The organism is Aquimarina sp. MMG016, assembly GCF_018100805.1.
Lineage (GTDB): Bacteria > Bacteroidota > Bacteroidia > Flavobacteriales > Flavobacteriaceae > Aquimarina.
Map to the genome: position 1 here is coordinate 62,316 of NZ_JAGJEA010000011.1, position 11,885 is coordinate 74,200.

At 31.5% G+C, this 11,885-nt stretch carries 11 protein-coding genes; 7 read left to right on the top strand and 4 right to left on the bottom strand.

The window, feature by feature from the left end; genetic code table 11:
- Positions 1–8: 8 nt before the first annotated feature.
- Entirely contained in the window at positions 9–560 is a 552-nt protein-coding gene (locus tag J8M14_RS17795) for a conjugal transfer protein TraO (protein ID WP_211076174.1), read from the bottom strand.
- Between the two features lie 361 nt (positions 561–921).
- On the opposite strand from J8M14_RS17795, the gene J8M14_RS17800 reads away from it, so the two are divergent.
- Complete coding sequence (locus J8M14_RS17800; protein ID WP_211076175.1) at positions 922–3,402, top strand: TonB-dependent receptor; 2,481 nt, start codon at positions 922–924, stop codon at positions 3,400–3,402.
- Positions 3,403–3,419: 17 nt separating this feature from the next.
- On the opposite strand, the gene J8M14_RS17805 is transcribed toward J8M14_RS17800, so the two are convergent.
- Both J8M14_RS17805 and J8M14_RS17810 read right to left on the bottom strand, forming a co-directional pair.
- Positions 3,420–3,965, bottom strand: a complete 546-nt coding sequence (locus J8M14_RS17805) for a conjugal transfer protein TraO (protein ID WP_211076176.1) — start codon at positions 3,963–3,965, stop codon at positions 3,420–3,422.
- Between the two features lie 230 nt (positions 3,966–4,195).
- A complete protein-coding gene (locus J8M14_RS17810) occupies positions 4,196–4,402 on the bottom strand; it encodes a hypothetical protein (protein ID WP_211076246.1) in 207 nt (68 codons plus the stop codon).
- 157 nt (positions 4,403–4,559) lie between these two features.
- On the opposite strand from J8M14_RS17810, the gene fumC reads away from it, so the two are divergent.
- Both fumC and J8M14_RS17820 read left to right on the top strand, forming a co-directional pair.
- Positions 4,560–5,957 carry a class II fumarate hydratase gene (fumC, locus tag J8M14_RS17815; protein WP_211076177.1) on the top strand — a complete coding sequence of 466 codons (1,398 nt, stop codon included), beginning with the start codon at positions 4,560–4,562 and terminating at the stop codon, positions 5,955–5,957.
- A 1,239-nt stretch (positions 5,958–7,196) separates the two neighbouring features.
- The gene (locus J8M14_RS17820; protein ID WP_211076178.1) at positions 7,197–7,625 is read left to right on the top strand and encodes a DUF1801 domain-containing protein; all 429 of its coding nucleotides are present in this window, start codon (positions 7,197–7,199) and stop codon (positions 7,623–7,625) included.
- A gap of 61 nt (positions 7,626–7,686) precedes the next feature.
- Here J8M14_RS17820 and J8M14_RS17825 read toward each other — a convergent pair whose 3' ends face one another.
- Complete coding sequence (locus J8M14_RS17825; RefSeq protein WP_211076179.1) at positions 7,687–8,964, bottom strand: cystathionine gamma-synthase family protein; 1,278 nt, start codon at positions 8,962–8,964, stop codon at positions 7,687–7,689.
- Positions 8,965–9,139: 175 nt separating this feature from the next.
- On the opposite strand from J8M14_RS17825, the gene J8M14_RS17830 reads away from it, so the two are divergent.
- The 4 genes from J8M14_RS17830 (at position 9,140) to J8M14_RS17845 (ending at position 11,875) form a co-directional block, all read left to right on the top strand.
- Entirely contained in the window at positions 9,140–9,595 is a 456-nt protein-coding gene (locus J8M14_RS17830; protein ID WP_211076180.1) for an Lrp/AsnC family transcriptional regulator, read from the top strand.
- A gap of 114 nt (positions 9,596–9,709) precedes the next feature.
- On the top strand, positions 9,710–10,327 hold the full coding sequence (locus J8M14_RS17835; protein ID WP_211076181.1) for a hypothetical protein: 618 nt from the start codon (positions 9,710–9,712) through the stop codon (positions 10,325–10,327).
- Positions 10,328–10,380: 53 nt separating this feature from the next.
- Complete coding sequence (locus J8M14_RS17840; RefSeq protein WP_211076182.1) at positions 10,381–11,301, top strand: helix-turn-helix domain-containing protein; 921 nt, start codon at positions 10,381–10,383, stop codon at positions 11,299–11,301.
- Between the two features lie 82 nt (positions 11,302–11,383).
- Positions 11,384–11,875, top strand: coding sequence for a nuclear transport factor 2 family protein (locus J8M14_RS17845; RefSeq protein ID WP_211076183.1), 492 nt, complete (start codon positions 11,384–11,386; stop codon positions 11,873–11,875).
- Positions 11,876–11,885: the final 10 nt, after the last annotated feature.

Here is an 11,885-nt window from a genome sequence, read left to right on the forward strand (position 1 = left end):
AAAATTTTTTAGAATAATATTAATTTTCCACCAACGCCAATATATGGGCTAAATTCTCCGATATCACTATTGACATGGTACATTTCATTAATCTTTATGTTTATGGTAAACGTCGGAATAATAAAAATATCTGCATCTATTCCTGCATAAGCACCATAGACAAACTTACTATCAATAAGTAATAATTGACCATTATCAAGTTTGTCATCTCCGTTATTTATAACTTCATATCCTAAAGTAGCGCCCGCACCAAGTGATAAAGCAAATTTTCTACTGTTATTTCTTATAACATCAAAGAAAAAACCAGGATTAAATGCATACAAGTTTACAGGAACATCAACATCCTGAACTTCTAAATTAGAAAAGCTGGCTTGTACATTAAACTGAAGAAAATCAAAATCATTAACCTTATAATCTAATGTAGCCACAACACCAAATCCGTCTTGAACTATTCCCCCAGTCAATGATAAATCTGTTTTATGACTTTGTGCATTCAATGAGTGTGTAAAAACTGAAATAATAAAAACTAATAAAAGCTTATTAATCAACTGTATTTTCATAAACAATTATTTGACGATTAGTATGTTAATTTTTTAAAAACAAAGTGCAAATGTAAATACTCGAAACGTAATGACAACAAGAATTATTGTGTTTTTTTTATGTGGAAAAACCGTAAAGAAATTTTATGTTTTAAAATTACATTAACAAAAACCTCAACATTTCATTTAAAGCACTGTAAGACAATACCTTATAAATTAACAAGAATTTTCATACTAAAAAAATCAAAAAAAAGATTTTTTCGATTAAACCATATATCAATTAGTTAGTGCAAAAATTGTATTAAATCATATTTAACAGACAATTAACCTCATCGTTATATGTACTTCGATACTTTTGGTCAAAAAGCTATACTTGCTAAGCATGAGAAAACCTATATTTATTGTAATTTTCATCTCTACATTTTTAATTTCTGCACAACAAAGAAATTTCCAAGAGGAATCCGTAGTTATTTCTGGTTTGATATTAGATCAAGACACTAATAAACCATTGGAATATGCAACTGTATCTTTCTATAACTCTAGATTGCAAAAAATAATAACCGGTGGTATTACAGATAAAAATGGAAAATTTAGTATCGAAGTCAATAGAGGAATTTATGATATCAATATTGAATTCATTTCTTTTAAAACTAAAAAGCTTCCCAAGCAAAAATTATTCAAATCTAAAGATATAGGTACAATAACATTAAGCTTAGATAGAGAAACTCTTGATGATGTGGTAGTAGTTGCAGAAAAAACTACCGTAGAAATCAAATTGGATAAAAAAATCTATAATGTGGGTAAAGATCTTACCATAAGGGGTGGGACTGTTAGTGATGTATTAGATAATGTGCCTTCTGTATCTGTAGATGTTGAGGGTAATGTCGCTTTACGCGGAAACGACAATGTTAGAATATTGATTAATGGAAAACCTTCTGGATTAGTCGGATTGAATAGTACAGATGCATTGCGACAACTACCTGCAGAATCCATTGAACGTGTAGAAGTAATCACATCTCCTTCTGCACGGTATGATGCTGAAGGAACAGCAGGAATATTAAATATTATTCTAAGACGAAGTAAACTTCAGGGATTGAACGGTGCTCTAACTATGAACTCTGGATTTCCATTTCAGGCTGGTATATCAGGAAACCTTAATTATCGTACAGGAGACTTTAACTTTTTTACCACCTCAGGATATAATTATCGCGAAGTACCAGGAAATTCTCTTACTGAATCACAGTTCTTCAACCTAAGATCTGATCCTGATAATCCTGGGCAAATAATTGATCTTCCAGATACTTTTCAAAATGAGGAAAGGGATTTTGATCGTATCCGAAAAGGTTTAAATACTAATATAGGAGTAGAATGGTATATTAATAAAACATCTTCTATAACCGCTTCATTTTTATATCGATCTAGTGATAATGAAAGTAATACTACAAATATTATCACAAGACCGGATACTGACGGTACGATATTAAGTCAGAACATACGTTTTGATCCTGAAATTGAAGATGATACAACAAAACAATACTCACTTAACTATACAAAAGATCTTAATGCTAATGGTCATAAATTAACTTTTGATTTTCAGGTTGAAAATAGTAGTGAAGAAGAAAACTCCAGAATCACCCAAGATAATATATCAAGAATAGAATTAGTAAATACCACAGAAGACCAAGATCGTATCTTATTACAAGGAGATTATGTACTACCTCTAGGAGAAAAAAGCCAGTTTGAGCTAGGCTATCGAGGTAACTTTAATGACTTAGATACTAATTTTTTGGTTGAAGATGAAGATAATGGAGTTATTATTAGAAATGACAGTTTATCAAATAATTTGATTTTTAAAGAGCGTATTAATGCAGCTTATACCCAATACGGCAGTAAGATTGGTAAATTTTCTTATCTATTAGGGTTAAGAATAGAAGATACCAGAATCACAATAGACCAACAAACCAGTAATGATTTTATTAAAAAGAATTATACAGATATTTTCCCAACAATAAATTTAGGGTATGAATTATCTAAAAAACAAAGTTTAACTCTTGGATATAATAAAAGGATTAGAAGACCACGCTCTAGATTCATTAATCCATTTCCTTCTAGATCCAGTGCTACTAATTTATTTCAAGGGAATCCCGATCTTGATCCAAGCTATGCTAATACTTTTGATTTGGGTTATCTAAATAGATTTGGAAAACTAACCCTGAATACTTCTATTTATTATAGCCATTCTACTCAGGTATTTACTTTTATTTCTGAAGACACAGGAACGACTGCAGTTATAGGTATCGATGATAACAATGAGGAAGTTCGAGTACCTGTAATAAGAAGAACACCAGTAAACCTGGGTAGTTCTGATCGATACGGTTTTGAGTTTACACTTACATATAACCCTAGTCGTAAATGGAGAATTAATGGTAATTTAAATGCTTTTCAGAATAATATTAGAGGTGATTTTAATGGGCAAAATTTTGATGCAGATAACTTCAGTTGGTTTATAAGACTGAATAACAAAGTTACTTTGCCAGCCAAAGTCGATTGGCAAACTAGAATATTCTATAGAGGACCAAGTGAAGATGCACAAACCAGACGCGAAGGTATTTTTAGTATGAATCTGGCATTTAGTAAAGATATTTTTAAAGAAAAAGCTTCATTAACCTTTAATGTAAGTGATGTATTCAATTCACGAAAAAGAATAAGTACTGCTACAACACCTTCCTTTACTTCTGATAGTGAATTTCAATGGAGAGAACGTAGTTTTAATCTATCTTTTACCTATAGATTTAATCAAAAGAAAAAAAGACAACGATCCAGAAGAGACTTCAATGGTGGAGATGAAGAGTTTGAAGGATAAAATAATCTTCCAGATCTCTACTTCAGAATTAATTTCGCTCCCAACCCGACATACGGCGTAAATTCTCCAACATCACTATTAATATGATATATCTCGTTTGCTTTGATGTTCAATGCCAATGTAGAATTCAAAAAAATGTCAGCATCAATACCGGCATAAGCTCCATAAACTATCTTACCGGTATCGATTGTAAGAAGTGAATTGTTTTCTAATACTTCATCTCCTCCATTGATGGTTTCATAACCTATAGTCCCACCTGCACCTATTGACAAAGCAAAGGTTCGGGAATTATTCCTAAGTATATCAAAAAAGAAGCCTCCGTTAAATGAATATAAATCAACAGGAACATCTATGTTTTCCAATTCTATTTCAGAAAAACTAGCCTGTAAATTAAGTTGTAGATAATCGAATTCATTTACTTTATAGTCTAAAGTTGCCATACCGCTAAATCCATCTTGTACTATTCCCCCGGTCAGAGATGCAGCAATTTTATGGCTTTGCGAATAGCTGATAAGTGATACAAAAAATAAGGTAATGATTAATAATGATCTATTAAATGACATATTTTAATGAATAATGATTTGTGTTTAATTTCTTTTACGTAAAGCAAATCAATTACTCAATGACTTTAATTATTTTGAGGATGGGTGTTCTAATTTTGTGGATAAATGTTATTCCTCAAGGTATTTATGTTTCGAATATTATTTATCAAAAAGAATATAATACGCCGGTAAACAAAAAAAGGAAGTCCAAATTGGACTTCCTTTTATATAATATATATAATAATTTGTATCTATTCTCCTAATGCTGCTTTACGCTTAGCTTCTTTTCTTAATTTGAAATTCTCAAGATTAGCACCAATAATCCAATAAGGAACTACAAAAGTTAATAAAAAGATCATTAACCAAAACCCTATAGTCAGGATTGTTAAAAATGCTAAAAAACCAAGATACTGATCAAACTCGAACATAACGATATTATAATTTTCAATTTTTGCCAAAGATAATAACTCTTCCTTTTAATTCATAGCTTAAAATAATTTATTTAAAAAACTTCCTTAATGCTTCCTTTCTTACTTTAAAAAGTAATCTCTTTATTCAGAAATAGCTTATCAAATGCTTAAATTTGCGTTTTCAAAAAACAAATCATCTTTACCTATGGAATATAGAATAGAAAAGGATACAATGGGCGAGGTAAAAGTTCCTGCCGATAAGCTTTGGGGAGCTCAGACAGAACGTTCCAGAAATAATTTTAAAATTGGTTCTCCGGGCTCTATGCCTTTAGAAATAGTATATGGATTCGCATATCTAAAAAAAGCTGCTGCTTACACCAATTGTGAGTTAGGAGCATTACCTATCGAAAAAAGAGATCTTATTGCACAAGTATGTGATGAAATCTTAGCAGGGAAACATGATGATCAGTTTCCTTTAGTAATCTGGCAAACCGGATCAGGCACCCAAAGCAATATGAATGTAAATGAGGTAATTGCTAACCGTGCGCACCAAATAGCAGGTCACACAATTGGCAAAGGGGATAAAACATTACAACCTAATGATGACGTTAACAAATCCCAATCTTCTAACGATACTTTCCCAACAGGAATGCATATCGCAGCATATAAAAAGATCGTAGAAGTTACTATTCCCGGAGTTACGCAACTAAGAGATACATTAAAGAAGAAATCTGAACAGTATAGAGATGTAGTAAAAATCGGGCGTACTCATTTTATGGATGCTACTCCTCTTACTATTGGTCAAGAGTTATCCGGTTATGTTTCTCAATTGGATCACGGATTAAAAGCTTTAGAAAGTACATTACCACATCTAGCAGAATTGGCACTTGGAGGAACAGCAGTTGGTACTGGTTTAAATACCCCAAAAGGATATGCTAAACGTGTATCAGAATTTATTGCACAGTTTACCAGTTTACCATTTATCACTGCAGAAAACAAATTCGAAGCTCTAGCGGCTCATGATGCTTTTGTAGAAACTCACGGCGCTTTAAAACAGCTAGCTGTTTCTTTAAACAAAATCGGAAACGATATTCGTATGCTAGCTTCTGGTCCCAGAAGTGGTATTGGAGAATTAATCATTCCGGCCAACGAACCTGGTAGTTCTATTATGCCAGGAAAAGTAAACCCCACACAGTGTGAAGCCTTAACCATGGTTTGCGCTCAGGTATTAGGTAATGATGTAACAATAAACGTGAGTGGAATGCAAGGACATTTTGAATTAAACGTCTTCAAACCAGTAATGGCTGCCAATTTATTACAGAGTGCTCAACTTATTGGTGATGCCTGTGTATCTTTTGATGAACATTGTGCACAAGGTATTGAACCGAATCATAAAAGAATTACAGAGCTATTAAATAGCTCATTAATGTTAGTTACTGCATTAAATACTAAAATTGGATATTATAAAGCAGCTGAGATTGCGAATACAGCCCATCAAAATGGCACTACGCTAAAAGAAGAAGCCATCGCACTAGGGTATGTAAGTGAACAAGAATTCGAAGAATGGGTAAAACCAGAAGATATGGTTGGAGCTCTGAAATAAATTCTAAGAATCGTTTTACATTAAAAATCCGTATGCCTAGGCATACGGATTTTTTATTTTCCTTACTAGTTAAGTTTCCCCCAAAACACTAACACTAAGGTATATTTTTGCAAAAGCTATTGACTATCTATGAATAGCGTGGCTACTAGCTTTTGGAAGTTCTTTAATAAACTCTAAAATAAATCGAAAATTGAAGCTAAATAAATTCATGGTTTTATAGATGTAATAATGGTTCATAAAGTGTTTTAAATAATATGGTGTAAAGATACTTTGATAACACATAATGCGCAATGGGGGAAAACACCCATTTTTGATGGTTGATACCCCCTAAGTGCTTATTAAAGTAGAAATCAGATATATTTCAGTTTATAATAATTATGATATTTTGAAGTAATCATTAATGATAAATAACAAAAAGTAAATTATACCTATCAAAATCATCTTACTCCTTCCCAAGATAACAACATGTAGTTACCATAATTTTGAAGCCAAAAACATATTAAAAGGTTAGAAAAAAACGGTAGACAACAATTTCACTTCTAAAATTAAAAAGAATTCAATAGTTAATCTTAAGAAAAATTTAGATCAAAATATCCAAGAACCGATTAAAAAAGTATTGATTTTCCAAAACTTCAACAATATTATCATATTAATATAAAAAATAATACAAGCAGTGATGATCTAAATCTTAAAACCCTAATAAACAAAAGGATAACTCACTAAAAAAGACAAGTTTTCTACTATACAAAAAAACCGTAAGCCTTAGCAAACGGTTTTTTTATTTTCCTTACCAGTCAAGTTTTCCCCAAAACACTAACACTAAGGTATATTTTTATAAAAACTATTGACTATCTGTGGATAGCGTGGCTACTAGCTTTTGGAAGTTCTTTAATAAATTCTAAAATAAATCGAAAGTTGAAGCTAAATAAATTCATGGTTTTATATGTGTAATAATGGTTCATAAAGTGTTTTTAATAATATGGTGTAAAGATACTTTGATAGCGCATACTGCGCAATGGGGGAAAACACCCATTTTTGATAGTTGATACACCCTTAACACTTGTAAATTAGAATATTACCTATTTATACTCTTCCAAAAAATCAACATATTAAAGAGTACAAGTCAAAAACATCAGGGAATTATGAGAGATAATTAACCTTTAAATTTTATATTTAAGTAATTATTATTTTGATTTTCCTTTTCTATGATATCCAATATCAATTAAAATTTGCTGATAAATGAACAATGTAGAAATCAATACAAACCAGGAAGTTGAGCCTGTATTCAACAATTATCCTAATGCCATTCGAAAAAAAATAGAAAACCTTAGAACCTTAATTATAGAAACCGCAAACGAAATAAAAGAAATATCGGAGATAGAGGAAACTCTAAAATGGGGTGAACCCAGCTATCTTAATAAAAAAGGCAGTACTATTAGAATTGACTGGAAGAAAAGTAAACCAAAGCAATATGCTATGTATTTCAGTTGTTCTACCAAATTAGTTACAACATTTAGAACAGTATATAAAGACTCTTTTAGTTTTGAAGGAAATAGGGCAATAGTTTTTAGGATAAATGACAATGTACCTGAAGCTAAATTAAAAAAATGCATTACTGCAGCTTTGCTCTATAAAAAAGTAAAACATCTCCCTACTTTAGGTATATGAAAAAGCACAGCTTTCTTCATAACCGTGCTTAATCTATTATGAGAAGGATTTTTTGTAATCCCTATAACGTTTCGACTTCTAGATTGACCTCAACTTTTTCTAATGCTTGTTCCAGGTCCCATATCAAATCTTTAGCGCTCTCTACTCCTACTGATAAACGTAATAGTTTATCTGTTACATTCATTTGTTGTCTTTGTAATTCATCTACTCCAGCATGTGTCATCGTTTTAGGGTGTTGTGCTAAACTCTCAGTACCTCCTAAACTTACAGCTAGTTTCATCAGCTTCAAACTATTCAGGAACATAAAAGCTTCCTTTTCACCTCCTACGATATCAAAAGATACCATTGCTCCAGGAGCAGAACATTGTTTTTGATATGTTTCATAGGCTTCTGTTCCTTCTTCTAATAATCCCAGATAGTATACTTTATCTACTTTAGGATGATTTTCTAAATAATCTGCAACCACTTGAGCGTTCTGGGTCTGTTGATCCATTCGTATTTTTAATGTTTCTAAACTTCTGAGCATCAACCAAGCCGTATGAGGGCTCACCATATTGCCTAAAAATGTACGCAAAGTTTTCACTCGCAACATTAACTCTGAATTTCCTAAAACTGCTCCAGCAATTAAATCACTATGCCCACCAATATATTTAGTTGCAGAATACAATACTAAATCTGCTCCACATTGTAGCGGATGTTGCCATAGTGGTCCCATATAAGTATTATCTACCGCCACTAATGCTTTTCTATCCTCTGTACTATACTTTTCGGCCAATAGACTGAATTTTTCAATATCTACAATATCATTAGTTGGATTAGCGGGAGTTTCCAGATAAATCATTGCAAGTTTATCCGCTTTGCCCGAAGCTTTAATCATCTGCTCTACTTCTTCTATACTTTGATTCGGCATGACTCCAATAGTATCTACACCAATTTTATCCAAAAAATGGTGAATAAAATGATCTGTTCCACCATACACAGGGTTACTATATACGAGCAGATCCCCTGGTTTCAAAAATTCTAACAACACGGTACTAATGGCAGACATACCACTCTCAAACACTGCACAATCATCTGCTTTATCCCATAGACACAGCCTGTTTTCCAGTATCTCCAGATTAGGGTTATTAATTCTACTATAAATTAGCCCCAATTCTTCTTTAGGTGATTTTTCACGTAAACCATAAGCCAATTCAAAAAAAGCTTTTCCTTCTTCTGCGGTTTTAAAAACAAATGTTGATGTCTGAAATATTGGACATTTAATAGCTCCTTCTGACAACTCTGGTTTGTAGCCGTAGGTCATCATCAAACTCTCTGGATTAAAGTCGTGTTTGCTCATATATTAGGTATTATATAATAAAATAGTTGTTCTTTTTACTCTTTATAAAATTACACCTAAAAGAATTTAAAACCATAATACTGCATAAATTCAGCATAAAAAATAAAATTTATAGATATATAAAGAATTAAATTCTATTTTTGATATGTAGATAATATTCAAACAGAAAAATATTATGGATAAAACTGATCGATCAATACTACTTCTATTACAAAAAAATGGTAAAATCACTATCAAAGAGATCGCAGAGCGGTTAAACCTAACTACTACTCCAATTTTTGAACGTGTGAAAAAATTGGAAAAAGAAGGATATATAAAATCTTATAAAGCAATTCTAGATCGTAAAAAAGTTGGGCTTCAATTAATGGCCTTCTGCAATATCACATTAAATCAGCATCAAAAAGATTTTATCAAAAAATTCGAAAAGGATATTCAGCAGTTTCCTGAAGTGGTAGAATGTTACCATGTAGCTGGAATGTTTGATTACCTCATTAAAATCTATGCTGTAGATATGGAGCAATATCAGGATTTTCTTTCAAATAAATTGGCATCATTAGAAAATATTTCTAAAGTGCAAAGTTCTTTTGTTATGACCGAAGTAAAGGATTTCTCATACCTACCACTTTCATAGAAATTTACATTTAGAGCTAACAAAAGATCCGGAACTCATCATATTCTTTTGTTGACGTCAATAAAAAAGAATGAAAATTAGGACTATTTTTGAGAAAACTAACTATAATTCAGAATGAATAAAACCACAAAAAACATTTTTAAATATCTTATAGAAATAATTATTGTCGCATTTGGTGTGTTTTTGGGAGTTTATTTTAGCAACATAAATGAGGCCAGTAAAATAAAATCAGAAAAGAAAAAATCTTTAAGTATAATTGTTAATGAATTAGAATCTAACCAACAATTACTTGAAAAACATATCAATTATCATGAAGCCATTAAAATCCAAATTGATAGTATATCAATCAATTTAAGTGAAAAAGATAAGTTTTCAAGTTTTACAATAACCAATAAGTTTAATCACCATAAAATAAAAGGATGGAATGGGTTTCTATTTGCCAGGCTACAAAAGACTGGTTTTGAGGGAGCTAAAATTAGTGGAATTATGAAAGAATTCGATATTGAATTAATTCAAAAAATATCAAATGTGTATACATATCAAGAAACATATATCGATTTTGGCACATCTGTATTACACAAAGCGTTAGAAACAAATTCATCAACAAAAGTCGTTGATTTTATAGGAGTAATTAAATTAATGACATCAGACTTACTCGTTTTGGAAAAAGGATTAAATACAAGGTTTAAAAAAGCGATAACTGAGTTAAAAGCAACACATAGTAAGATGTAAAAATATATCAAAACATATTTTACACTTACCGCTTCGTATAGTATAAGAACCAAATGAAAAACTTCAAAACATTAAAAGAATACTCAGAGGCAACGGGAATACCGCTTGCTAAACACGAGCATTTTGTTGTCAGAAGTTTCCAAGAGAATATGCCTACAGTGGTTCATAAAATGCCAGCCTTCAGACATGCCTTTTATGCAATTGCATTAAAAATAAATGGAGAAGGTAAAGCCCTAGCCAGTCATTATTCAGAATTTCCTAATGGCTCTGTTGTTTTTTTTAATTCACCTTTTCAGATTTTATCCTGGGATATTGCTCCCAATTGGGAAGGTTATTATATTTTAATGACTCGCGACTTTATTGCTCAATCTCATCATTTTAAAGACTTTTTAGAAATATTTCCTTTCTTAAAGATTGATAAGGCAATTCCTTTTCAGGTTGATGAACAAGAGACGAAAACATTATTGAACATCTATGAAAAAATAAATCATGAATACCATAGTGACAAGGCTGATAAATTTGATTTCATCACTACCTATGTTCTTCTTCTTTTAAATCATGTAAAAAGATACTTTGACCAGGAAGTATCTAAAGAAACTGCCAATCAAATCATCAAAACTGCAGATTTAAAATTATTAAGTCGTTATCAGGAATTAATAGAGGTTCATTTTCGAGAAGATAATGAATGGGATTATTCTAAAAACTTGCACTCACCTAGCTTTTATGCCGATATCTTAAACGTACATCCTAATCATCTAAATGCTATCGTAAAGAACAATTTAGGTATAACCGCGTTACAATATATTCACAAACACCTCTTACATCTAGCAAAGTCATACCTGACTCAGACCAATTTAAGCATCAAAGAAATAGCTTACCAATTACAGTTTGACTCACCAAATAACTTCAACAATTTTTTTAAAAAACATACCCAAAACACTCCCGGCAGATACAGGAAGTCTGCTCATATTTGAAATTCATACTTTTTAGTTTGTTTTCATAAATAAGCTGTGCTGTCTTTGTGCGCATCTTTGTATCAACAAAAAAATAAATGATATGAAGAATTTAATCATCGTCTTGTTAAGCCTTTTTACAATCACCTTACACGCACAGCATATGAAAAACACACAAGAATTCATCAACCAGCTTTTTATAGCTGCAGATCAACACAACTGGCAAATAGTAGAACAATCATTTGCTTCCAGAGTAACTCTTGACTACTCTTCAATGACGGGAACACCTGCTAATGAAGTTAGTCCTAAACAAATTATAGATAGCTGGAAGGGTATCCTTCCCGGTTTTGATTACACCCACCATCAGGTAAGCAATTTTATTATTGAGCAGAATGATACCAATGCAAAAATATTCTGTTACGGTACAGCTACTCACTATTTAGAAAATGAGAAAGAAAATTTATGGACCGTAGTCGGTAGCTATGATTTTAACCTAAAAAAGAAAGAAGAAAAATGGTTAATTACCGAAATGCGGTTCAATTTTAAATATCAATCAGGAAATATAGCATTGTCACAATTAGCCATTAAAAATTAAACACCTAAAA

Bases quoted from the DNA above. Each gene is read 5' to 3' on its own strand.
- J8M14_RS17795 (WP_211076174.1), bottom strand. From the start codon at position 560: ATGAAAATACAGTTGATTAATAAGCTTTTATTAGTTTTTATTATTTCA.
- J8M14_RS17800 (WP_211076175.1), top strand. From the start codon at position 922: ATGAGAAAACCTATATTTATTGTAATTTTCATCTCTACATTTTTAATT.
- J8M14_RS17805 (WP_211076176.1), bottom strand. From the start codon at position 3,965: ATGTCATTTAATAGATCATTATTAATCATTACCTTATTTTTTGTATCA.
- fumC (WP_211076177.1), top strand. From the start codon at position 4,560: ATGGAATATAGAATAGAAAAGGATACAATGGGCGAGGTAAAAGTTCCT.
- J8M14_RS17820 (WP_211076178.1), top strand. From the start codon at position 7,197: ATGAACAATGTAGAAATCAATACAAACCAGGAAGTTGAGCCTGTATTC.
- J8M14_RS17825 (WP_211076179.1), bottom strand. From the start codon at position 8,964: ATGAGCAAACACGACTTTAATCCAGAGAGTTTGATGATGACCTACGGC.
- J8M14_RS17830 (WP_211076180.1), top strand. From the start codon at position 9,140: ATGGATAAAACTGATCGATCAATACTACTTCTATTACAAAAAAATGGT.
- J8M14_RS17835 (WP_211076181.1), top strand. From the start codon at position 9,710: ATGAATAAAACCACAAAAAACATTTTTAAATATCTTATAGAAATAATT.
- J8M14_RS17840 (WP_211076182.1), top strand. From the start codon at position 10,381: ATGAAAAACTTCAAAACATTAAAAGAATACTCAGAGGCAACGGGAATA.
- J8M14_RS17845 (WP_211076183.1), top strand. From the start codon at position 11,384: ATGAAGAATTTAATCATCGTCTTGTTAAGCCTTTTTACAATCACCTTA.